The organism is Sphingomonas sp. HITSZ_GF, from assembly GCF_029543155.1.
GTDB lineage: Bacteria > Pseudomonadota > Alphaproteobacteria > Sphingomonadales > Sphingomonadaceae > Sphingomonas.
The window spans coordinates 434291-457785 of the sequence record NZ_JARQXA010000003.1; the positions used below are offsets into that span (position 1 = coordinate 434291).

Below are 23495 nucleotides of genomic sequence, written 5' to 3' on the forward strand. Positions count from 1 at the left end.
TTCCCGCGTTGCGCGGTCAAGCTTCAGCCCCTTAGCTCATGAGGCTTGAGGGGCGTGCCAAAGGATTGGGTTAGCGTGCGAATTGGGGTCGATGTCGGGGGAACGAATACCGACGCCGTGCTGATGGACGGGGCTGAGGTGGTCGCATGGACCAAGCAGCCCACGACGGCGGATGTCGGATCGGGAGTCGCCGCCGCAATTCGTGCGGTGCTCGCCGATGCCCGCGTCGCGCCCGAGGCAGTCGCCTCGGTGATGATCGGCACGACGCATTTCACCAACGCGCTGGTCGAACGCAGCCGGCTCGACCGGGTGGGCATCCTCCGGCTCGCCAGCCCGTCGGGTGAGGCGCTGCCGCCGATGACCGGCTGGCCCGAGGCGCTGGCCGGCCAGATCGACGCGAAGACCTATCTCCTCCCCGGCGGCTTCGAGTTCGACGGGCGCGAGATCGCCCCGCTCGACAAGTCCGCAGTCCGCGCCGCCGCCCGCGAGCTGCGTGAGGCCGGAATCGGTTCGATCGCGATCAGCAGCGTGTTCGCACCGGTGAACCCCTCGATGGAGGAACGCGCCGCCGCGCTGGTCGCCGAGGAGCATCCGGACGCGCGCATCACCGTGTCGCACACACTCGGCCGCATCGGCTTCATCGAACGCGAAAATGCCGCTATCCTCAACGCCGCGCTGGGTAGCCTGGCAGGCCATGTCGTCGCGTCGTTCGAACGCGCGCTGACCGAGATCGGCGTCGATGCACCGCTCTATCTGTCGCAGAATGACGGCACCTTGATTTCGGCCGATCGCGCGCGCGCCTATCCGGTGCTGACGATCGGATCGGGGCCGACCAACTCGATGCGCGGCGCCGCCTTCCTCACCGGCGTGCGCGACGCGATCGTGCTCGATGTAGGCGGCACCACCACCGATCTGGGCGTGCTCGCCAGCGGCTTCCCGCGCGAATCCTCCGTCGCAGTCGATATCGGCGGGGTGCGCATCAATTTCCGCATGCCGGACATCCTGGCGCTCGGGCTGGGCGGCGGCACCCGCATCCATCTCGATCCCGCGCGCTACGGCGCAGACGGGATCGGGGACGACGAGCTGCGCGTCGGCCCCGACTCGGTGGGCTTTCGCATCACCGAGCAGGCCCGGCTGTTCGGTGGCACCACGCTCACCGCCAGCGACGTCGCCGTCGCCACGGGCCGCGCGCGCTTCGGCGATCCTTCGAAGCTGCCGGCGCTCTCGGAGAGCGTCCGCGATGCCGTGTGGACACGGTTGCAGGCCATGCTCGAGGAAGCCGTCGACCGAATGAAGACCAGCCGCGGCGACGTGGTGCTGCTCGCGGTGGGCGGTGGCAATTTCCTCGTGCCCGATACGCTGCGCGGTGCCGCCCGGGTTGTGCGCCCGGCGCATGCCGCGGTCGCCAATGCCGTGGGCGCGGCGATCGCGCAGGTGGGTGCGCAGATCGAGCAGGTCGTGTCGTACGAGCGGGAGCCGCGCGATGCCGCGCTCGAGCGCCTCCGCGCCGAAGTGCGCGACCAGGCGATCGCCGCCGGCGGCGTGGCCGAGAGCGTCGAGATCGTGGAGATGGACGAAGTGTATCTGAGCTATCTGCCCGGCCGCGCCGCGCAGGTTCGTGTCCGCGCCGTCGCGGATCTTGCCGGCACCCCTGCCCTGGCCACCCATGCGCATTGATCGCCAGGCGCTGCTCGATCTCGCCACCGGTGCCGCCTTCCTGGGATCGGGCGGCGGCGGCGACCCCTATTATTCGCAGCTGCTCGGCGAGGCCGAGATCGCGCGCCGCGGCGCGTTCGACCTGATCGCGCTCAATGCGCTGGCCGACGACGCGCTGATCGCGCCTTGCGGCTGGATCGGCGCGCCGACGGTATCGGCGGAGAAGCTGCCCAACGGCCAGGAAGCGCTGCTCGGCCTGCGCGAGCTGGAGCGGATCTCGGGGCGCCCGATCGACGCCGTGATGGCGATCGAGATAGGCGGCGGCAACGGGCTCGCGCCGCTGCTCGCCGCAGCAGAGCTGGGCATCCCCGTGGTCGACGCCGACGGCATGGGCCGCGCCTTTCCCGAATCGCAGATGACCGTGTTCAGCATCGACGGCCTCTCGGCCTGCCCCTCGGTCGTCACGTCGGCCGGCGGCGCGCTGCGGCTGATCGAGACCGACGACAATCTGGAGCATGAGCGCCAGGCGCGCGCGCTTTCGATCGAGTTCGGCGGCAACGCGCACATGGTCGAATATCCGCTGAGCGGCGCGGCGGCGAAGCGCCATGCGATCGGCGGCAGCGTATCGGCGGCGATCGCGATCGGCGCGGCGGTACGCATCGCGCGCGCAACTGGCGAGGATCCGTTCGAGGCGCTGCACGCGGCGCTCAGGGCCAGCGGCCTCTATCCGTTCGCGGGCACGATCTTCGACGGCAAGGTCGTCGATGTCGAGCGCGAGACGCGCGGCGGCTTCTCGGTCGGCCGCGTGGTGATCGAGGGGTTCGGCGGCGAAGGAAGGATGGACCTAGAGTTCCAGAACGAGAATTTGATCGCCCGCGTCAACGGCGAGGTTCGCGCCATGGTGCCCGACCTGATCACCGTGATGGACCGCGAAACCGCCGACAGCATCACCACCGAGCGGCTTAAGTTCGGCCAGCGCGTCAAGGTGGTCGGCGCCGCCGCGCCGGCGATGCTGCGCGCCGAGCGGGCGCTGACCTTTGTCGGGCCGAACGCCTTCGGCTTTACCGAACCCTATCGTCCCATCGAGGACCTCAACGGCTGGAACCGCGGATGAGCCAGGAAGCCGACGACGCCTATGCCCATTCGCCCGTGCCGGAAGGCATCACTGTTCCGGGATGGCGCGTCGGCCTGATCGTCGCCAGCTTCTCGATCGGCCTGCCCGACTTCCTCAACGGCGCACATAATGCGCTGGCGCTGGGCTTCTCGGGCGCGGTGATCGCCGCCCTGCTCGCCGGACTGATCCTGTGCGCGGGCGGATCGATGACCGCGATCGTCAGCGTCCGCACCCGGCTCTCCACCTACCTCCTGGTGCGCCGCTCGTTCGGCACCGGGGGCGCGGCGATGATCAACACGGTGATCGCGCTGATCCATTTCTGCTGGTTCGGGGTGAACGCCTCCTTCTTCGGCGAGGCGATGGTGGAGGCGGCGAACGCCAACGGCCTGCCCGGCAATTTCGCGGCGTTCGTGGTGCTCGGATCGATCCTGATGATGGGATCGACGGTGATCGGCTTCCGCGCGCTCGACCGGCTGGCGCTGGTCGCGGTGCCGATCCTCGCGGCGATCCTGCTCGCCGTGGTGGTGGTGACGCTGAACACGCATGGCTTCGTCACTGCGCCCGATCCCAACCCGCCCCAGCCGATGACGCTTGGCATCGCGGTCTCGGCGCTGATCGGCGCGTACATGCTCGCGGTGGCGACGATGCCCGACCTGTCGCGCTACACCCGCAGCCCGCGCGGGGCGATCGCCAGTATGGCGCTGTCCTTCCCGATCGCGACGCCGCTGATGATGACCGCCGCCGCGATCCCGGCACTGGCGACGCACGAGACCAGCGTGATGAAGCTGGTGACGGCGTACGGCTTCGGCACGCCCGTGCTCTTCCTGCTCGTGCTACCGACCTGGACGGTCAACGCGCTCAACCTCTATTCGTCGAGCCTGTCGCTCGGCAGCACCTTCCCCAAGGTGCGGCAATGGGTGATCACCGTGGCGGGTGGCACGATCGGCACGATCCTGGCGCTGATGGGCATCCTCGAGGCGTTCATCCCCTTCGTCCTCTTCCTCGGGCTTATCATCCCGCCGATCGCCGCCATCTATGTGATCGACGCCTGGACGCGTTACCGCAGCGCCGACGCGGCGGAGTCGCTGCTCGGCCTGCCGCGCTTCGACTGGCGGGCAACCGGCACCTGGCTGGTCTCGGTCGTGGTGGGCGTGCTCGGCACCTACAAGGGCTGGACGATCACCACCGTGCCAGCACTCGACGCAACCATCGTCGCTGCGGCGATCTACGCGGTGGTCAGGAAGCGCTGACCACGCCGGCGGCGATCAGCGCGTCGATCGCGGCATCGTCATAGCCTGCCTCGCGGAGTACCGAACGGCTGTCCGCGCCTAGGGCATGTGGCGGCGTGTCCGCACTCTGAGCTATGCCGGTGAACTGGACCGGCTGGGGGATGACCCGCTCGGCCTCGAAACCCTCGGGCACGTCGAAGAAACCGACCTCGGCCAGGTGCGGATCGTCGAGGATTTCCAAGGGGCTGGCTACCCGCGAGCAGGGCACATCGATCGCCTCCAGCGCTGCGATCCAGGCCTGCGTGGTCCGCGCCTCGAGGCTATCCGCGACGATGGCGTAGAGCTCCCCGATATGCGCCTGGCGCTGGGCGGGAGAGCGGAACCACTCGGCCTCGCAAACCTCGCCCCGGCCCGCCTCTGCAAGGAAGCGGCGCCACTGCGCTTCGGTATAGGGCAGCACCGCGATCCAGCCGTCGGCGGTGCGGAAGGGGCGGCGATCGGGGGAGAGCAGGCGCGGATAGCCCGGTACGCCATCCTTTGCGAAAGTTGCGCCGGAAAGGTGCTCGTTCATCAGGAACGAGACCATGGATTCGAACATCGGCACCTCCACGCGGAACGGTCCCTTTCGTCCCCTTTCACGCGCATAGAGTGCCGAAAGTATGCCATAGACCGCATGGAGCGCGGCGACCTTGTCCGCGACGATGGTCGGCGCGAACTGCGGCGTGCCGTTCTGGAGCGCCGCGAGCCCGGCCAGCCCGCTCGCCGCCTGGATGATGTCATCGAAGGCGGGACGGTCGCGATATGGCCCGCGGCGCCCGAACCCAGTGGCGGCGCAGTGGATGATGTTCGGGTTGATTTCGGCGACCTGCGCATATCCGAGACCAAGACGATCCGCGGCGTCGAGGCGCATATTGTGGAACAGCACGTCCGCGCCCGCGATCAGCTTCGCCAGCGCCGCGCGGCCCTCCGGCTTCTTGAGGTCGAGCGCGAGCATGCGCTTGTTGCGGTTGTTGTTGACGAACAGCGCCCCACCCCCGGGACCCTGCGGATGGGCATGCCGGGCGATGTCGCCCTCGAGCGGCTCGACCTTGATCACCTCGGCCCCGAGATCGGCGAGGATCTGCCCCGCATAGGGGCCCAGCACCACCGCGCCGACTTCGATCACACGCACGCCTTCGAGCAGGGGAAGCACGGCCAACTCTCCACAAATTCGTTTGACTCTGATTTCCATATAGGGACAGATTAGTCCAGTATAAGAAATTGAGAGGTTGCCATGGAGTATCGTTTCGACCGCCTGTTCATCGGCGGCGAGTGGGTCACCCCCATCGACGGCGGCGTGCGCCCGAGCATCGATCCGGCAACGGGAAAGCCCTGGGGCGACGTCGCCTATGGCGGAGCACAGGATATCGACCGTGCCGTCGCGGCGGCGCGCGAAGCCTTTGAGGGGCCATGGCGCAAGATGGCGCCGTGGGAGCGCGCGGCGCTGATCCGCAAGTTCGCCGATCTCTACGCGACGCAGGTCGATGCGCTCGCCCGCATCGAATCGCAGGACAATGGCCGGGCGATCCGCGAATCGCGCGGCGATATCGGGCTGCACGCCCAATATTATCACTGGTTCGCCTCGCTGGCCGACAAGCTGGACGGGCGGACGATCCCGATGGACGACAGCGTCCATGCCTTCACTACGCGCTCGGCAGTGGGCGTGGTCGGCACGATCACCCCGTGGAACGTGCCGCTGATGGCCGCCGCCTGGAAGCTGGGCCCTGCCCTCGCCGCCGGCTGCACGCTGGTTCTGAAGCCCGCCGAGCAGACCCCGGCCTCGTCGCTGGCGCTGGCGAAACTGTTCGAGGAAGCGGGCTTCCCGCCGGGCGTCGTCAATGTCGTGCCGGGCGACGGGCCGACGGCAGGCGCCCATCTCGTTTCGCACCCGGACGTCGACAAGATCGCCTTCACGGGCGAAGGCGCCACCGCCAAGACGATCCTCAAGACAGGCGCCGACACGCTCAAGCGCTTCTCGTTCGAGCTGGGCGGCAAGGCGCCGCATATCTTGTTCGCGGACTGCGACGTGGAGAATGCGCTCAACGCCGCGACGGGCTCGGCCTGGGCGCTGTGCGGCCAGAGCTGTGCGCTGGGCAGCCGCATCCTCGTCGAGCGGCCGATCTATGACCAGGTGGTCGAGGGCTTCCGGCGCAATGCCGGCCGGGTGCGGGTGGGCAATCCGCTCGACCAGGCGACGCATATGGGGCCGCAGGCGCACCAGCAGCAGCTGGACAAGACGCTCTCCTATGTCGCGATCGGCCAGCAGGAAGGCGCCGAGCTGGTGACAGGCGGCGCGCGGCTGGACGGGGATGGCTATTTCGTCGCGCCGACGGTGTTTGCCGGGGTCGCCCCGGAGATGCGGATCGCGCAGGAGGAGATCTTCGGCCCTGTCGCCTCGATCATCCCGTTCGACGGTGAGGAAGAGGCGGTCGCGATCGCCAATGGCACCGATTACGGGCTCGCCGCCGGGCTATGGACCGGCGATGTCGGCCGCGCACACCGGGTGGCCAACCGGATCGAGGCGGGCATCGTCTGGGTCAACACCTATCGCTATATCCGCTGGTCCACCCCCTATGGCGGCGTGAAGACCAGCGGCTGGGGCCGCGAGAACGGGATCGAGGCGCTCGATTCCTATCTTGAAACCAAGACCACCGTGATCTCGACCACCGGCAAGTTCGCCGATCCCTTCGCCAATTGAGGAATTATAGTCATGCGTTTGCAGGGCAAGCTCGCCATCGTCACCGCCGCCGCATCGGGCATGGGCCGTGAGGGCGTCCGCCGCTTCGTGCGCGAAGGCGCACGCGTGGCCGCGATCGACATCAGCTCGGAGGCGCTGAACGCGCTGGTCGCCGAGTTCGGACCGGACAAGGTGGTGCCGATCGTCGCCGATCTCTCGACGCCCGAGGGTGCGCGGGGCAGCATCGACCAGGCAGTGGACGCGCTGGGCGGTGCCGACATCCTCTGGGCCCATGCCGGCATGCCCGGGCCCGCCTCGGTCGAGAATCTCGACATGGACGCCTATCGCAAGGCGATCGACCTCAACATCACGTCGGCGGCCTTGGGTGCGGGCCAGGTGGCGCCGCATATGCGCGCCCGCGGCGGCGGATCGATCATCTTCACTTCGTCGATCTCCGGGCTGGTCGGATCGATGATGAGCCCGATCTATTCGGCGGCGAAATGGGGCGTGGTCGGGCTTGGCAAGAGCCTGGCGCTGGCGCTGGCGGGCGACGGCATCCGCGTCAACGTGGTGTGCCCGGGGCTGGCCGACACGCCGATGAAGATCGGCTTCACCGGGCGCAGCGGCGATCCCGCCGAGGCGGCGGCGAACGAAGCCAAGGTGGTCGGCGCGGTGCCGATGGGGCGGCTGGTGAAGCCCGGCGAAGTGGCGGACGCGGCGCTGTGGCTGGCGTCGGATGAAGCGAGCTTCGTGACCGGCGTGGCGCTGCCCGTGGATGGCGGCTTTACCGCGCGGTGATGGTGGGGTGCTCCTCCAAGATCCTCCCCCGGAGGGGGAGGGGGACCGCCAGCTTTAGCTGGTGGTGGAGGGGGAACGCCCCAGGGGATATCGCCCGTGGCAAGCCCCCTCCACCAGCTTCGCTGGTCCCCCTCCCCCTCCGGGGGAGGAATGAAGGCCCCGCAGTTGCCGTGCATCAACGGGCGTCATATCGCGGCCCCTTCCCTTTTGTGACGGACAGCATCGATGACGGTACGGCAGGCGGAGAACGCGCTTCAGGTGCTGGAATATTTCGCCGAGCGGCGGCGCCCGGCCACCGCGGCGGAAATTGCGGACGATCTGGGCTGGCCGCGCTCGAGCACGTTCAAGCTGCTGGGGACGCTGGCGGCGCGGGGCTATCTCTACGAGCCGCAGGGGCGCGGCGGCCATTATCCGAGCCCGCGCTGGCTCGAGCTGGCCGAGCAGGTGGCGCAGGCCGATCCGCTGCCGCCGCAGGTGATCAAGCTGGTCCAGGCGGTTGCCGCCGAGACCGGAGAGACGGTGGCGATCTCCGCCCCGGCGGGGGTCTTCGCGATGTTCGTGGCGGTGCGGGAATCGCGCCATGCAGTGCGATACTTCGCGCAGGTGGGCGACCGGGTGCCGATCCATGCCAGCTCGGCGGGCCGCGCGCTGCTCGCGCAGATGCCGGCGGAGGAGCGCCAGGCGCTCTACCGCAAGATCGACTTCACCAGCTATTCGGCCACGACGCCGATGTCGCCCGAGCGGATCGAGGCCGACCTGGCCGAGGCGGCGGCACGCGGCTGGCACCAGAGCAATGCCGAGTACACCCCGGACCTGGCGGGCGTCGCCCTGCCGCTGCCCTTTGGCGGCCGGCGGCTGTCGATCGTGGTGGTCGGGCCGGTCTCGCGCTGCCTCGAGCGACGGCCGGGAATGGCGGGTGTGCTGCAACGGCAAGTGGGGTTGCTGGGCTAGAACGTACCGAGCTTAATTCAATCCTCCCCCGGAGGGGGAGGGGGACCAGCGAAGCTGGTGGAGGGGGCTTGCCACGAGCGATATCGCCTGTTGCGTCCCCTCTCCACCACCGCCTTCGGCGGCGGTCCCCCTCTCCCTCCGGGAGAGGAATGCGCGACGCCAGGACAATAACCAAAACATCCCCGATGCCCCGCCCATGCAGGCGCGGGCACGCCCATCATCGAGAGGAATGCCATGTCCCACGATCCCCGCGCGGCGATCGCCGCTGAACCGATGCGGCTGGCGCAGATCGCGGTCGTCGCGATCTGCATCGCCCTGAATGCGCTCGACGGCTTCGACGTGCTGGCGATCAGCTTCGCCGCGCCCGGGATCGCGAAGGAATGGGGCGTCGACAAGGGCACGCTCGGCATCGTGCTGTCGATGGAGCTGATCGGCATGGCGGCCGGATCGGTGCTGCTCGGCAATGTCGCCGACCGGATCGGGCGGCGGCCGACGATCCTGGGCTGCCTGTGCGTGATGGCGATCGGCATGTTCGCCGCCGCGCATGCCACCGGCGTGGAGATGCTCTCGGCGATCCGGCTGTTCACCGGGCTCGGCATCGGCGGGATGCTTTCGGCGACCAGCGCGATGGTCGCGGAATTCTCGAACACCAGGCGGCGCGGGCTGAACACCGTGCTCAACATCGCCGGCTATTCGACCGGAGCGATCCTGGGCGGGCTGGTCGCCTCGGCGCTGCTCGCCGGGAGCGGCGACTGGCGCAGCGTGTTCCTGTTCGGCGGTGCGATGACGTTGGTGGCGCTGCCGCTGGCCTGGTTCCTGCTGCCGGAATCGATCGACTCGCTGCTGGCCCGGCGGCCGGCAAGGGCGCTGGAAGCGATCAACCGGACGCTTGCGAAGCTGCGCCATGCGCCGATCGCGGAGTTGCCCGCCCCCGATCCGGAGCGGGCCCGGCCTTCGATCCTTGCGCTGTTTTCGACCAGCTACCGGTTGCCGACCGTACTGCTGACCATCGCCTATTTCGCGCAGATCACCTTCTTCTACTACATCCAGAAATGGGTGCCGAAGATCGTCGTCGACATGGGCTTCGACGCGGCGCAGGCCGGGCGGGTGCTGGTGGCGGCGAATGTCGGCAATCTGCTGGGCGCACTGGTGATCGGGCTGGCGACGCAGCGGCTGCCGATCCGGCCGCTGATCGGCGGCGCGATGCTGATCGGCGTGGCCGCGATCGGGGTGTTCGGGCTGGGCTTCCAGGACCTGACCCTGCTCTCGCTGAGCGTCGCGGTGGCGGCGTTCTTCGTCAATGCCGGCGTGGTCGGCATCTATCCGCTGTTGGCGAAGACCTATCCGGCCGAGCTGCGCGCGAGCGGGACCGGCTTTGTGATCGGCGTGGGGCGGGGTGGCTCGGCGGTGGGGCCGCTGCTCGCCGGAGCGCTGTTCGCGAGTGGCCAGGGGCTGCTGACCGTGTCGCTGGTGATGGGGCTGGGCGGGATCATCGCGGCGACGGCGATCGCGCTGCTGCGATCGAGAGACTAGCCGCCATCCCGGCGAAAGCCGGGATCTTGCGCGGCTCTCTCGCGCCATCGCCTGAGATCCCGGCTTGCGCCGGGATGACGATTGTTACTGCACCGAGCGCAGCAGGATGCTTGTCTCGCTGTTGAGCACGCCCTCAACCGTGCGCATCTCGCGCAGGATCCGGTCGAGGTCAGCGAGCGAGTCCGCATGGACCTCCGCCACCAGGTCCCAGGCGCCGTTGGTGGTGTGGAGCGCAGTGATCTCGGGCAGACCGCGCAGCGCACGGATCACGGCGCTGGTCGAGGCGCCCGAGACTTCGATCAGCGTGATCGCGCGGACGCCCTCCCCTGCCCTGCGCTCCTCGGCGCGCACGGTGAAGCCCAGGATCGCGCCGGATTCGATCAGCCGGTCGAGCCGCGCCTGCACGGTGGCGCGCGAGACCTTGAGTGCCTCGGCCAGCCGCGAGACCGGCGCGCGACCATCGGCGCGGAGCAGCGAGATCAGCTGGCGATCGAGCGAGTCGAGAAGGATCATGCAAATTGCCTAGCATCGCCCAGCATTTTGCCAAGTTTTTACCCGACAACCACACATCCCTGCAATTTTTGTCGACAAGCTGCACAGCTATCCTGCGCCGAACTCGAACAGGAAGGGCAGCAGCATGACGGTCTATGTCGGCGTGGAGGATCTTTGCAGGCTGGTCGCCGCGATCGGCGTGGAGCCGTTCATCCAGGGCATTGCCGAACGGATCGAAAGCGACTTCCGCCGCTGGCCGCAATTCGACAAGGCGCCGCGCTATGCCAGCCATTCGCCCGACGGCGTGATCGAGCTGATGCCGGCGGCGGACCGGGCGCGGTTCAGCTTCAAATATGTCAACGGCCACCCGAAGAACACGAAGCTCGGGCTACAGACGGTGGCGGCGTTCGGCGTGCTCGCCGATGTCGACACCGGCTACCCGGTGCTGCTGAGCGAGATGACGCTGCTGACCGCGCTGCGCACCGCTGCCACCTCGGCGCTGGCGGCGCGCTATCTTGCCCGGCCGGGCAGCCGGACGATGGCACTGATCGGGCTGGGCGCCCAGTCCGAGTTCCAGGCGCTCGGCTTCCGCGCGCTGCTCGGGATCGAGCGGTTGCAGATCTGGGACGTCGATCCCGCCGCCACCGCCAAGTTCCGCGCCAACATGGCCGGGCTCGGCTTCGAGGTGGTCGCCGCAGCCTCTGCGCCCGAGGCGGTGCTGGGCGCGGACATCGTCACCACCGTCACTGCCGACAAGGCGCAGGCGACAATCCTCTCCGACAACATGGTCGGCGCGGGCATCCACATCAACGCAGTGGGTGGCGACTGCCCGGGCAAGACCGAGCTGGCGCCGGCGATCCTGGCGCGCGGCACCGTGTTCGTCGAATATCCCGAGCAGACGCGGATCGAAGGCGAGATCCAGCAGATGCCGGCGGATTTCCCGGTGACCGAGCTGTGGCAGGTGTTCACCGGCGAGGCGGCGGGCCGCAGCAGCGCCGACGAGATCACGATCTTCGACTCGGTCGGCTTCGGGATCGAGGACTTCTCCGCCCTCTCCTATCTCCACGACCTGATCGCCGGGCGCGAGGACATGCGCCGGCTCGACCTGATCGTCGAGCCCGGCGATCCGCGCGACCTGTTCTCGCTGGTCAGCGGGCGCCGGCCGGCGCCGCAGCAACAGGCGGCGTGAGCGCGCCCGTCCGCACGATCACCTGCGCATCGCCGACATGGACGGGTTGCGCGGTGGCGGGTCGGGCTGCCACCAGCGTCTGCGCGGCCGGGCCGGCGCCGTAGAAGGTGCGGCGCCAGACCATATCGGGGCGCTGGTCCTTGTCGGTGAGCAGCAGCGTCACCTCGAAGCTGCGGCAGCTCTGGCCGGTGCAGCCGATATAGCGCAGCGGGCCGCGCAGCTTGGGCGCGATTCCCTGGACGGTGACCGAGCGGACGCGCTCGCCCTGCTTGAAGTAGAATTCCTGCCGATCGGCACGCGGTGAACTGGCGCGCAGGCGGAGCGTGCGGCCGCTGGGATCGGCAGGATCGGCGGTGATGTCGAGGCTGCCTTCTTCCGCGATCGCCGGCGCGGGTGCCTGCCAGGACTTGCCCCAATCGGCGGGATCGTCGCTGGCTGCCGGGGCCTTTACGAAGGACGCGGCCGTGCGCATCGCCGGCGGAAGCGCGCCGTTGTCGCGGATCGCGAAGCTGGACTTGCCGTCGATCTGGCGGTGGACGATCGACAAATGGCGCGGTTGGGTGAGGCTGAAGGCCGGCACGAGCAGCGCCGCCACGCCGGCCAGCGCGAGCAGCACGGCGTTTGCCCCGGGCGCAGTCCAGGCCAGGGCGGTGCGGAACAACGCGAGGAACAGCAGCAGGAGGACGAGCAGCAGCACGATCGGCGCGGCATGTTCGGGGAACAACCCGTCCTCGAACCCCGCCGCCACGGGCAGCGCGAGCATCGCGAACAGGACGCCGGCAAGCGCCATCAGCCAGGGCCGTGCCGGCAGGAGGCGCGGCACGAAGCTGCTCGCCGCCGCGGCGATCAGGAAGAGCAGCGGCCAGGCAGCGAGCACCGAGAGGCCGGGAATGAAGGCGAACAGCCCCAGCACCAGCGCCGAGAGCCAGGCCCAGGCAGCGGCGGCGAGTTGCACGCCGCCCGGCACCTTGAGCAGCCGCAGCGCGAGCGTCGCGCCCGCCAGCCCGGCCGCGCCCTGTGTGAGGCGCAAGGCCCAGGGATAGGCGGTGGCATAATCGGCCTCGCTGCGCAGCAGGGCGATGAGCGCGGTAATGCCGATCGCCAGCCCCACCCCGGCGACCAGAGCGGCCAGCGGCGCAAAGGCCGTACGCAGCGAAGCGCCGGAGCGCGTCCGCACGAAGAGCAGGATCGAGGCACCGAAGCCGATCACCATCAGCCCGAGCGCGAGCGGCTTGGCGAGCACCAGGAACAGCCAGCCGTTTAGATCGACGAACAGCTTCTGCCCCTCGGCCGCACCCTTCCCTTGCGTCGCGAAGCCGCGCACCGCAGCGAGCGCGCTGTCGCCCATATGCTGCACGGTGGCACGATCGAGATTGGCGAGATTGTCGAGCGGCGTGTGATAGCGCTTGCCCCCGGCGATCACGGCGAAGTTCGCGGCATCGACGCCGAGGGGCAGCAGCGCGGTAAGATCGGTATCGTTGGGCAGGATCGAATAGAGGTCGCTCGCCAGCGAATTGGCGGCCGGCACCTGCCCGCCCGCGGCGAGCGCGGCGACGTCGCGGCCATTGGGCGTGCTCGTCTGGAACATGTTGGCGCGGCCGGTGGTGCCGCGCGCCTCGAGATTGACCACGGCGCCGACGCGGCGGGCCAGCGGATCCGCCTCGGCAAAGGCCGCCGCGCCGACAAGGCCAGCTTCCTCGGCATCGGTGATCACCACCAGCACCGGGCGCTTGGGCGGGTTCGCCTTGAGTTGATAGGCAAGCTCCAGCGCCGTGGCGAGACCCATGCCGTCATCCGCCGCGCCGGGGCCGGCGGGCACCGAATCATGATGGGCGACGATCATGATCGCGTCGTCGCCGGGGGCGGTCACCCAGAAGCGCAGGTTGCGCGGGCGGGCGCAGACTGCGGCCCCTTCTCGCCAGCTGTTGCAATGGAAGCGTTCGTCCAGCTCCGGCACGAAGCCCATCGCGCTGACCTGCTGGGTCAACCGCTGCAGCAGCGCCGCATCGGCGGGGGTGCCCGAGGGGTGCGGCCGCTGATCGCCGAGGATCGTCGTGAGCCGCGCCACCGCGCGCGCGCCGTCGAAAGCGCCGCCGCTGCCGCGGGGCGCACTCTCGCCGATCGGACGCAGCGTCCAGACCAGCAGCAGTGCGAGGCACAGAGCTGCCAGTTGCCAGCCTGCCGGGCGTACCAAAGTCTTCATGACATCCCCCCTCCAGCCCCGGTTCGTGCAAGGCCCCGCCGGATCATTCCGGCAAGGTGCCGCTTGTGCAACCCGGCGGACGGGTAAGCCGCCGGGTAGCGCGGCGCTTCAGGGCCAGGTGAAAGCGAAGCGCAGCGTATCGGTCACCGAGCGGCTGGGCACGGTGATGTGCACTTCGCCCTGATAGAGCGCGAACCGGCTGCGCAGGCCATAGGCCGAGAGCGGCTCCATCCGCCTGGCCCAGGATTCGGGATCCCAGCGCTCGAGTGCGGTCTCGTCGCGATCCCCCGCCACGATCATCAGCCGGGCGACCCTGGCGATCTTGCCCGATTGCAGGCCGGCAACGAAATCGCGCTCCTCCTTGAGCATCTCGCGATCGTGCCAGAACAACGAGGGGCTGGCGGCGACGATCGCATGGAACGCCGCGGGACGCGTGAACAGCGTGTGCGCGGCGAACAGCCCGCCCAGCGAATGGCCGAACAGCGCCTGGCGCGCGGGATTGATCGGGAAGCGCTTGCCGATCTCGGTGCGCAGCGGGCCGGTGAGGAAATCGAGGAACTTGTCCCAGCCGCCATAGCGCACCTTGGCGAGCGCCACGTCCCAGGGCGGCGGCACCGGCCCGCCGGTGTAATCGTAGATGCGGCGGATGTCATAGGCCGCATCGCCCGGATAGCCGACGCCGACGATGATCGCCTTGCCGACATCCGTACCCTCCTGGATGCGCCGCGCCTCGGCGAAGCCGGCGAACATCGCGTTTCCGTCGAGCACATAGAGCACCGGGAAGCCGCCTTCGGGCGGCTTGATGTCCGGGCCGGGATAGGAAACGAAGATGCGGTAGATCTCGCCGCCGGGCGCGGCCATGTCCCACATCTGGGTGGAGGGCATGGTGTAGCCCGGAACCGCCGGCGGCGCTGCCGGGGCGGCAGGCGCCTGTTGCGCGCGGGCCCAAGCGGCCGACAGTGCGAGCGCGATTGCCGCGACCGATGCCAGTTTCCGGATCATTCCCCTCCTCCATGCGGCTGATGCTGCGCGAGCGTGAGCGCAGGCTCGACCTTGCCGGCGCCGAGCACGAGATCGGCGACATGGCGCCCCACCGCCGGGCCATGCTTGAACCCGTGCCCGCTGCCGCCGCCGACGATCCAGCTGTTCGCCCAGCCGGGATGGCGATCGATCAGCAGGTGGCCATTGTCGCTGTTCTCATATTGGCAGACGCGCGATTCCGCGAGCGGACGGTGCGCCAGATCGGGGAAGCGCCGCGCGAGATAGCCGCGCACCCGGGCGAGCGCTTCCTGGGTGACGACGCGGTCCGAAGCATCCGGATCGAAGCTGGGGCCGTGGCGATCGAGCGCGATCTTGAACCCGCGATATTCGATGTTCGGAAAGCCATAATGCAAATCGATATCGCTGGCATCGACCCAGGCCGGCTGCTTCCTGCCCTCGAACCGGTCGTCGCCCGGCGCCGGCGCGAAGAAGAACACGTCCTGCCGCGTCGGCACGATGCGGTTGCCCACCACCTCCGGGAACAGCTTGGGCAGCCAGGGACCGCAGGCGAAGACGAAGCGATCGGCGGTGAGCGTCTCGCCGCCAGTGCCGGTGATCGCCTTGAGCGCCCCGCCCTCGGATCGCGGCGGATCGACGGCGAACTGGCGGAAGCTGCCGCCGGCCTTCACGAACTCGGCGACCAGCGTCTGGATGCTGCGGCGGGCCATCAGCGCGCCCATCGTCGGCTGCAGGATGCCCACCGCGATGCCGTCGAAGCTCATCTGCGGCCATCGCCGCGCCAGATCCGCGGCGGCGAGCTTTTCGATCGGAATGCCGAGCGAGCGCTGGAGCGCGATGCTGTGATCGATCTTCGCGCTGTCCTGCCCATAGATGTAGAGCGCGCCGACCGGCTGGAAGATCGGGCTCTCGTGTCGCTGCGATAGCGCCTGCCACTCGGCGAGCGATTCCCAGGCCCAGCGCGTGTAAAGCTCGTTGCCGGCATATTCGGTGCGGATCAGCCGCGTCTCGCCACCCGACGAGCTGCGCGCATGCGCCGCGCCGAACGCGTCGACGAGCAGCACCTTCTCGCCGCGGCGCTGCAGCGTCCAGGCGGTCCAGGCGCCGAACACGCCGGCGCCGACCACGATGACGCCCCAACCGCCGGGCTTGCCGCCGCGCGCCGAGGCCGGGCCGATGCCGGCAAGTGCGCCCGCCGCAGCCGCGCCGCCGAGCAGGTTCCGCCGCGAGAGCGTCATTGGCCCTGCCCCGATCCGGGGTTGGCGGCACGCCAGGCATCGAGCCGGGCCAGCCAGTCGGCGGCGAACATCGGCCCCTGTGCCGTGGTCTCGCTATGCGACGCGACATTCCTGCGGATCTCGAGCCAGAAGGCAGGACCCGTCGCCAGGCCGAGCGCCTTCGCCTTGGCATCCATCGCCGCCTGCTGCGCCGGCGTGACGGGGGCGGTGGGATGCGGCTTGAACAGCAGCACGTCCCAGCCTTCGCCTTCCTGGTGGAGGAACATCTGGGTGCGCGGCTGGCCGCCCGCCGCCGAGACTTCGTCCCACTGGGCGAGCTTGCGGATAAAGGCTTCCTGGCGGCCCGGCACCAGGCGGAACACCTCGAAGCTGGCCATCGGAACGGCCGGCTCCGCCGCCGGCGGCCGGGCAAAGCCGATCGCCGGCACGAGCAGGACCGCAAGCAGCGTAACCACCTTCATCTTCGATCTCCCCTGTTGAACCAGGCTGTCTCCGTTCGGAAATCGCGGCAAGCGCCGCAGCGGGTATTACCCGTGTGCGGTCACGCGTCCGCCGCCGCCATCGTGGCGGAAGCCCCGCGCCGCGCCTTGAGCTTGAGGACCAGGAGGTAGCCGACCGCCGCGATGATCGTCGCGTCGAGCGCCGGCACGGTCGTCAGCGTGAAGCGCTCGGTCGGTACGATCTGGATCACCGCGAGCGAACCGATCCATACGCCGAGCGCTTCCCAGCGGATCGGCGGGAGAGTGCGAATCGATTCCGCGGGATCTACACCGCGAAACAGCGTGAAGCTGTCGATCACGTAGATCGCCGCGATCGGCGGGATGATCAGCCCCAGGAACACCAGGAACGGGATGAAATAGTCGAGGATGCCGGCCAGCGCGAAGCCGGTGCCGATCACCGCGCCCAGCACGGTGAACATCCAGCGGCGGATCTTCGGGAACGTGGTGCTGAGCGCCAGGCCCGAGGAATAGAGATTGGCGGCGTTGACGGTGAGCATCGGCAGCGCGAGCACGAACAGCAACGGCGTGCCGAGCCCGAGCGCCACGATCAGCTTCGCCACGCTGGTCTCGCCGGTGGCGAGCGCGGGCAGTGCGGCGGTGGTCATCATCAGCGGCGTGGCGATCGGGAAGGACAGCGCCATGCTGACCACCGCGCCGCGCTCGGTGCGGATGTAGCGCGACAGATCGGGCATGGTCGCCACGGCAAGCATATAGGCGCCGATGATCGTGGTGACCGCGATGCCGAAGCGCATCGGCACCGGCGGATGCGCCGACGGCGTCACCACCAGCCCGTGGCGCTGCACCGCGATGACGGCGACCGCGATGAAGATCGCCGCAAGCACCGGCACGACGATCAGCGACAGCCGATCGAGCGCCCGGATGCCGATGATCGTCGCGGTGACCGAGACCAGGCTGCCCAGGATGACGAACAGCGCGAAATGCGGGGAGACGCCGTTGACCAGCGCCGCCTCGCCCAATGCCTCGCCAACGAACGAGGCGTTCATCCCGAACGCGCCGTAATGGATCAGCGCGATGACGATGTTGATGACCACCGCGCCGTAGCGCCCGAACGACCGCTGGACGAGCAGATAGGTCGAGAGCCGGGTGCGGACGCTGACCACGGCGGTGAAACAGCAGCCGATGCACAGCGCCAGCGCGCCAAGGAACGCCGCCGCGACGGCGCCGGGCAGGCCGAGCGCCAGCGCATTGTGCGCGCCGTTGAGGAAATCGGGCTGGCCGATCGAGAAGCTGGCGACGATTAGCGCGACGCGCCAGCCCGCCATGGTCACGTTCCCCGGAACCGGGCCGTGCGAATATTGGTCGCTGCTTTCCGCCGTCACCGTCACCCCCAAGCGTTCAATGTCTCGATCGGCACATAGCCATCGGCGAAACCGAAGACGGCGGGGCCGATCAGCCGCAGCGCCTTTTCCGTGCGCAGCGTCTGCGGCGCCGCGGCGCCCACCACCTTCACCCGCTGGCCGTAGCGCAGCCGATCGGTGGTGATGCTGTCCGCCGTCTCCCGGTCCATGATCGTGATGATGTCGGGCACCATCGCGCAGATCACCCCGTCGCGCCGGGCGAACAGATTCTCGTTCTGGAAGTCGAGCTCCATCCGGCCCTGGCCGCCGAACCCGTCGATCACCACGCGGCCGATCGCGAAGCCGTCACGCGTCTCGCGTTCGAGATCGACGATCTTGCCGTCGAACAGTTCGCCGGCAAAGGGATAGAGGCCCGAGGCACGCAGCGCCGCATAGAGCGCCGCGAACACGTCCTCGCCCTCGGCGCGCGCCCGACGGATCGCGGCGCCGATCGCGATCGCCGTCGAAATACTGCCTGGAATGGCAAGGTCGCGCGCCTGTTTCCCGGTAAGCGGATATTCGGTCATGTGCGCATCGCCGCCCATCACCATCGACAGCGCCCGTGCCATCCGCTCGTGCATATGGTTGTCGTTGGTCTCGATCACCGCGAGCGCGCCGCTCGAATCGGTCATCACCGACGGGCAGGCGGAAAGCCCGTGAATGCTGAAGATCGACATCTGCGATTCGGGAAAGGCGCGCGCCATGCCATCGGCGTCGAGCACCGGCACGCCCATCTCGGCCGCCGCCAGGAAGGGGGCGAGGCCGTTGCCGCCACCGATCTCGATCGGCAGGACCGCGTCGATCCGCCGGCCCAGGATCTGCTCGAGCCGGCGCAGCCCCTGCGGCGCCTCGCGGCCATTGGGCAGCTTCTCGATCGACACGGTCGGCGCGCCGATCCAGCCGCAGGGCACCACCAGCGCATCATCGGCGAGCTGATCGAGCCCGATCATCTCGAACGGCCCGCGCCGCGCGATCTGCGCCTCGCCGAGCAGCCGGTTGTGATAGGGATCACCGCCGCCACCCGATCCGAGGAACGCCGCCCCCAGCGCCAGATCGGCAAGCGCGGCGCTGTCGATATGGTGCATGTCGGCAACCACGGCCGGTTCGGCGTCGATCCGCAGGGAGTTCACAGCAGCTGCCTCATGGAAGCGAGCATGCGAGCCGCCCCACAACCCGGCAATGCGGCGTTGGTTATCAGTCCATACCGGCGGCGCGCTCAGCCGTTCTGCACCAGTCCGAGCGCGGGCGGTGCGGGCGAGAGCGCGCTGGTGCGGATCACCCGCGCCTGGCGCTCGAGCTCGCGGACAAAGGCCAGCGCGGCAGGCGAGAGCGAGCGCGCCTTGTGGCGGACGATGCCAATCGAACGCGCCACCACCGGATCGACCAGCGGGCGGCAGACCAGCGACGGGGTGGCGATCTGGGTGAAGATGAGGCGCGACAGCGCAGTCACCCCCAGCCCCGAGACCACCAGCGCGCCCATCGTAGTGGCCGCGCTGCAGTTGAACAGCCGCTCGACGATCACGCCCGACTGGGCGAGGCCGCTCTCGACCATCTTCCGCAGGCCGGTCTCTTCCGACATGGTGATGAAGCGCTGCCCCTCGAAAGCCGCCCAGCTATGCTGCTCCGCCTCGGCGAGCGGGTCGTCGGGCCGGCAGACCAGCACGATGCCGTCCTTGAGCAGCTCCTGGTAGCGCAGGTCGCCGGCGAAATCGGGCGGCGGCGCGATGCCGAAATCGGCATTCTGGCCGCGCACGACATTGTGCACCTGATCGCCGACATCTTCCCAGATCTCGATGCGCACCTTGGGATAGCGGGCCTGGAAGCTCTGGATCGCCGGCGGCAGCAGCGCGGAGGCGGTGGAGGGCAGCGCGGCGATGCGCACCACCCCTTCCCGCCCCTCGACGAACTCGTGCAGCTCGCGGAAGACGCCTTCATAGTCGGCGAGCAGCCGGACCGCGAGCGGATGCAGCCGTTCGCCGGCGGGAGTGAGCGTGACGGTGCGCGTGTCGCGGTCGAACAGGCGGACCCCCACGCGTGTCTCGATATGCTGAATCGTACGGCTGAGCGCGGGCTGCGAGACGCCCAATTGCGTCGCCGCATCCCGAAAGCTGCAGGTTTCCGCCAGCTTCAGAAAGGCCGAGAGTTGCGTGAGTGTAAGCCGCGACATGACACCCTTCCGAGCGCTTCTGCGGGCATGATACAAATTTGTGACATGCCAGCAAGGGCCGCGCCGGGCGCAAGTCCCAGGCTGGATCGCCGGCCCGGCGGGAAACCCGCAGATCGGTGAAGCTGGCATGAGGCCATACCCAATTTGTCATTGAACCCAGACCCTTCGCCGCCCAGCTTTTTGGCCGGGCAAAAGGGACGGACCGATGGATAGTGCACAGGCCGAGCAGGAACGCATCGGCCCGAAGTTCGAGCGCGCAATCTTGCTGGAAACGCGCGAGCGGACCCGCAACCTGATGCACGAGGTGGCCGCCAGGATCGTGCCCGGCATGATCGAGGAAGATGCGGTCGCGCTGATGCGGCGCACGCTCAAGGAAGCGGACATGCTGCGCGGCTGGCATGGCATCCATGTTCGCTTCGGGCCCAACACGCTCAAGAATTTCGGCGCGCCGTCCGCACCCGGCATGGTGCTGCGCGAGAACGACATCTTCTTCATCGACATCGGTCCGGTATGGCGCGGGCACGAAGGCGATGCCGGCGCGACCTTCACCGTGGGGAATGACCCGGCGATGCGCCAGGCGGCCGAGGACGTGAAGACGGTGTTCGACGCGACCCGGACGCGCTGGGCCGAGGACGGGCTGAGCGGCGCCGCGCTTTACCGCTTCGCCGAGCAGGAAGCCGAGCGGCTCGGCTGGATGCTCAACCTGGAAATGGCCGGGCACCGGCTTGCCGACTTCCCCCATGCGATCATGCACGACGGCGCGCTGCTCGAGGCGGACTATGCGCCAAGCACGGGCCTGTGGGTGCTCGAGATCCAGATCCGCCATCCCGAGCGCCCGTTCAGCGCCTTCTACGAAGACCTGCTGCTCAAATGAATGCGCCCGACAACCCCGAACCTGCGAACGATCGCGTGGAGAATGCGCCCGTCATGGATTTTGCCGAGCTGAGCCCGGACCAGACCGATGCCCTGATGCAGGTGGTGGGCGCGCCGGTGCCGGTGCCCGCCGCCGAACGCTTCGTGGCGCGCGAGCATTTCGTCGTCGGGCATGACGGCGCACTGCCGATCAGCCTGCTGGGCGACGACTTCCTCACCCATTTCCTGCCGCTGGTGGAAGAGGACGTGGCGGCATCGACGCTGTACCAGCGGGTGCTGGTGAAGAGCACGATCGACGCGCCGATCTTCCTGGCGCTGGGTGGCGAGGATGCGGCAAGCGTGCCGCTCGCCCATCTGTTCGCCTTCCTGAAGACCGCCGATCGCGGCAAATGGTATTTCCTCTACGTCCGCGACGTCGCCAGCCAGCTCTGGGCGATCGACACCTATTGGCGCGACGGCGGCTGGGACATGGAGGCCTATTCGGTCACCTATCCGCGCGGCTGGCGCGGCGGCGGCCACGTCGTCTCCAGATGATCCCTGCATCCCGACCCCTGCCCGCGAGGAGCACGCCATGACCCAATGCAAATGCCATACGATCCATGCGTCGCACGAGCATCTGAGCTGGTCGAATGCGCATCCGCCGGTGCTGACCGTCGCACCGGGCGACGTAGTGGAATTCGGCGAGATGGACGCGGTGTGCGGGCAGCTGTCGCGCAACTCCACCGCGGCCGACATCGCCAATCTCGACTTCACCCGGGTGAACCCTGTCGTCGGCCCGGTCCATGTCGACGGCGCCGAGCCGGGCGATGCGCTGAAGGTCACGCTGCTCGGCTTCGAACCGAGCGGCTGGGGCTGGACCGGGATCATCCCCGGCTTCGGCCTGCTCGCCGACGAGTTCCCGGAGCCGGGCCTCAACATCTGGCACTATGACAAGGGGCTGGGCAGCCCGACGCTGTTCTCGTCGGTGGCCAAGATTCCGCTCCGCCCGTTCTGCGGCATCGTCGGCGTCGCCCAGGCGGCACCGGGCGAATTCAGCACCGTGCCGCCCTATCATACCGGCGGCAACATGGACACGCGCGACCTGACCGTGGGCGTGGAGCTGTACCTTCCGGTCGAAGTGCCGGGCGCGCTGTTCTGCCTGGGCGATCCGCATGCGGCGCAGGGCGACGGCGAAGTCTGCGGCACCGCGATCGAATCGCCGATGGGCGCCAGCGTGAAGCTCGAGCTGGTGAAAGGCGAGAAGCTGCGCTTCCCCCGCTTCGTCACGCACGAGCCGGTGACCCGCCATATCGACAGCCGCGGCTATGAAGCGACGATGGGCATCGGCCCCGACCTGATGACCGCGAGCCGCGATGCGGTGCGCGGCATGATCGACCGGCTGATGGCGCTCCATCACCTGAGCGCGGCCGATGCCTATATGCTGTGCAGCGTCGCCGGCGACCTGCGCGTCAGCGAGATCGTCGATGTGCCCAATTTCGTCGTCTCCTTCTACATGCCGCGCCAGATCTTCGAGTGATGCCCGAGGCGCTGCTGCTGGGGCGGGAGGAGATCGCCGGCCTGCTCGATCCCGCTCTGCTGCCCGAAGTGCTGGCCGAGGGCTTCCGCGCGATCAGCGCCGGTACCGCCGTCGCGCCGGCCCGGGGCGACCTGGCGGTGGGCGGCGCAGGCCATCTGCTGACGATGCCCGCCTTCGTGCCCGGCCAGCAGTTCAGCACCAAGCTCGTCTCGATCTTCCACGACAATGCCGAACGCGGCCTGCCCTCGCATCTGGGGCTGATCGTACTGATGGATCCGGAGACCGGCGCCGTATCGGCGCTGATGGATGCCCGGCACATCACCGCGATGCGCACCGCGGGCGCCGCCGCGCTGGCCGCGACGCTGCTCTCCCGGCCGGACTCGCGCGTGCTGACGATCCTGGGCGGCGGCGTGCAGGGCGAGGCGCATCTCGACCTGCTCTCGCGCCAGTTCGCGCTGGAGACGATCTTCGTCGGCTCACGCAACCGGGCGAGCGCCGAGGCACTCGCCACGCGCGATCCGCGCTGCGTGGTGATCGACGATGTCGAGGCGGCGGTGCGCGGCTCCGACATCGTCTGCCTGTGCACCAGCGCCACCGAACCGCTGATCCGCAACGCCTGGCTGAAGCCAGGCCAGCATGTCAGCTCGGTCGGCTGGGCGCCACCGGGCTGCGAGCTCGATCCGGCGATTGCAGCCGAACATGCCCTGTTCGTCGAGGCGCGCATGGCCTTCGCGCCACCGCCCGCCGGCTGCGTCGAGCTTGCCGGGCTTGACCCGGACCGCGGCACCGAGCTGGGCGAAGTGCTGCTCGGCCGGAAGCCGGGGCGCCAGACGCCCGGGCAGATCACCGTTTACAAGGCGATGGGCCATGCGATCGAGGACCTGGTCGTCGCCAACCTCGTCTATCGCACCGCGCGCGAGCGCGCGGCCGGTCGGACCATCGCGATCTGATCCCCCAAGCGGA

General features: G+C 68.9%; 21 protein-coding genes. 12 read left to right on the top strand and 9 right to left on the bottom strand.

Features of this window, described 5'->3' with window-relative positions; translation table 11 throughout:
* Positions 1–75 precede the first annotated feature (75 nt).
* The 3 genes from P6144_RS10910 to P6144_RS10920 are packed head-to-tail and all read left to right on the top strand — an operon-like array spanning position 76 to position 4020.
* The gene (locus tag P6144_RS10910; protein WP_277767785.1) at positions 76–1677 is read left to right on the top strand and encodes a hydantoinase/oxoprolinase family protein; all 1602 of its coding nucleotides are present in this window, start codon (positions 76–78) and stop codon (positions 1675–1677) included.
* On the top strand, positions 1667–2770 hold the full coding sequence (locus tag P6144_RS10915) for a DUF917 domain-containing protein (protein WP_277767786.1): 1104 nt from the start codon (positions 1667–1669) through the stop codon (positions 2768–2770). Before P6144_RS10910 ends, P6144_RS10915 begins: the two co-directional genes overlap by 11 nt.
* The gene (locus P6144_RS10920) at positions 2767–4020 is read left to right on the top strand and encodes a cytosine permease (protein WP_277767787.1); all 1254 of its coding nucleotides are present in this window, start codon (positions 2767–2769) and stop codon (positions 4018–4020) included. The genes P6144_RS10915 and P6144_RS10920 overlap by 4 nt, the downstream gene beginning before the upstream one ends.
* On the opposite strand, the gene P6144_RS10925 is transcribed toward P6144_RS10920, so the two are convergent.
* Positions 4007–5191, bottom strand: coding sequence for a CoA transferase (locus P6144_RS10925; protein WP_277767960.1), 1185 nt, complete (start codon positions 5189–5191; stop codon positions 4007–4009). The genes P6144_RS10920 and P6144_RS10925 overlap by 14 nt on opposite strands.
* 81 nt (positions 5192–5272) lie before the next feature.
* Between P6144_RS10925 and P6144_RS10930 the strand changes: the two genes are divergently transcribed.
* The 4 genes from P6144_RS10930 (at position 5273) to P6144_RS10945 (ending at position 9997) form a co-directional block, all read left to right on the top strand.
* The gene (locus P6144_RS10930) at positions 5273–6736 is read left to right on the top strand and encodes an aldehyde dehydrogenase (protein ID WP_277767788.1); all 1464 of its coding nucleotides are present in this window, start codon (positions 5273–5275) and stop codon (positions 6734–6736) included.
* Positions 6737–6748: 12 nt separating this feature from the next.
* Positions 6749–7513: an SDR family NAD(P)-dependent oxidoreductase gene (locus P6144_RS10935; RefSeq protein ID WP_277767789.1), complete on the top strand. Its 765-nt coding sequence runs from the start codon at positions 6749–6751 to the stop codon at positions 7511–7513.
* 225 nt (positions 7514–7738) lie between these two features.
* Complete coding sequence (locus tag P6144_RS10940) at positions 7739–8464, top strand: IclR family transcriptional regulator (protein WP_277767790.1); 726 nt, start codon at positions 7739–7741, stop codon at positions 8462–8464.
* A 234-nt stretch (positions 8465–8698) separates the two neighbouring features.
* Positions 8699–9997 (top strand): MFS transporter, encoded by a 1299-nt coding sequence (locus tag P6144_RS10945; protein ID WP_277767791.1) that lies wholly within the window; start codon positions 8699–8701, stop codon positions 9995–9997.
* 84 nt (positions 9998–10081) lie between these two features.
* On the opposite strand, the gene P6144_RS10950 is transcribed toward P6144_RS10945, so the two are convergent.
* Positions 10082–10510, bottom strand: coding sequence for an Lrp/AsnC family transcriptional regulator (locus P6144_RS10950; RefSeq protein WP_277767792.1), 429 nt, complete (start codon positions 10508–10510; stop codon positions 10082–10084).
* A gap of 124 nt (positions 10511–10634) precedes the next feature.
* Between P6144_RS10950 and P6144_RS10955 the strand changes: the two genes are divergently transcribed.
* A complete protein-coding gene (locus tag P6144_RS10955) occupies positions 10635–11678 on the top strand; it encodes an ornithine cyclodeaminase (protein ID WP_277767793.1) in 1044 nt (347 codons plus the stop codon).
* Here the strand turns inward: P6144_RS10955 and P6144_RS10960 are convergent.
* The 7 genes from P6144_RS10960 to P6144_RS10990 form a co-directional block, all read right to left on the bottom strand.
* Positions 11638–13881, bottom strand: a complete 2244-nt coding sequence (locus P6144_RS10960; RefSeq protein ID WP_277767794.1) for a M20/M25/M40 family metallo-hydrolase — start codon at positions 13879–13881, stop codon at positions 11638–11640. The genes P6144_RS10955 and P6144_RS10960 overlap by 41 nt on opposite strands.
* A 108-nt stretch (positions 13882–13989) precedes the next feature.
* Positions 13990–14883, bottom strand: a complete 894-nt coding sequence (locus P6144_RS10965) for an alpha/beta hydrolase-fold protein (RefSeq protein ID WP_277767795.1) — start codon at positions 14881–14883, stop codon at positions 13990–13992.
* The gene (locus P6144_RS10970; RefSeq protein ID WP_277767796.1) at positions 14880–16118 is read right to left on the bottom strand and encodes an FAD-dependent oxidoreductase; all 1239 of its coding nucleotides are present in this window, start codon (positions 16116–16118) and stop codon (positions 14880–14882) included. The genes P6144_RS10965 and P6144_RS10970 overlap by 4 nt, the downstream gene beginning before the upstream one ends.
* Entirely contained in the window at positions 16115–16579 is a 465-nt protein-coding gene (locus P6144_RS10975) for a hypothetical protein (RefSeq protein ID WP_277767797.1), read from the bottom strand. Before P6144_RS10975 ends, P6144_RS10970 begins: the two co-directional genes overlap by 4 nt.
* Positions 16580–16659: 80 nt before the next feature.
* Positions 16660–17964: a cytosine permease gene (locus P6144_RS10980; RefSeq protein WP_277767798.1), complete on the bottom strand. Its 1305-nt coding sequence runs from the start codon at positions 17962–17964 to the stop codon at positions 16660–16662.
* Positions 17961–19106 (bottom strand): DUF917 domain-containing protein, encoded by a 1146-nt coding sequence (locus P6144_RS10985; RefSeq protein ID WP_277767799.1) that lies wholly within the window; start codon positions 19104–19106, stop codon positions 17961–17963. The genes P6144_RS10980 and P6144_RS10985 overlap by 4 nt, the downstream gene beginning before the upstream one ends.
* Positions 19107–19192: 86 nt before the next feature.
* On the bottom strand, positions 19193–20143 hold the full coding sequence (locus P6144_RS10990; RefSeq protein ID WP_277767800.1) for a LysR family transcriptional regulator: 951 nt from the start codon (positions 20141–20143) through the stop codon (positions 19193–19195).
* Positions 20144–20348: 205 nt separating this feature from the next.
* Here P6144_RS10990 and P6144_RS10995 point away from each other — a divergent pair, with 205 nt between their 5' ends.
* Genes P6144_RS10995 through P6144_RS11010 form a run of 4 tightly spaced genes read left to right on the top strand, consistent with a single transcriptional unit; the run spans position 20349 to position 23482 of the window.
* Positions 20349–21017, top strand: a complete 669-nt coding sequence (locus P6144_RS10995; protein WP_277767801.1) for a M24 family metallopeptidase — start codon at positions 20349–20351, stop codon at positions 21015–21017.
* Between the two features lie 35 nt (positions 21018–21052).
* Positions 21053–21550, top strand: a complete 498-nt coding sequence (locus tag P6144_RS11000; RefSeq protein ID WP_277767802.1) for a hypothetical protein — start codon at positions 21053–21055, stop codon at positions 21548–21550.
* 37 nt (positions 21551–21587) lie between these two features.
* Complete coding sequence (locus P6144_RS11005) at positions 21588–22532, top strand: acetamidase/formamidase family protein (protein ID WP_277767803.1); 945 nt, start codon at positions 21588–21590, stop codon at positions 22530–22532.
* Positions 22532–23482, top strand: a complete 951-nt coding sequence (locus P6144_RS11010; protein ID WP_277767804.1) for an ornithine cyclodeaminase family protein — start codon at positions 22532–22534, stop codon at positions 23480–23482. Before P6144_RS11005 ends, P6144_RS11010 begins: the two co-directional genes overlap by 1 nt.
* Positions 23483–23495: the final 13 nt, after the last annotated feature.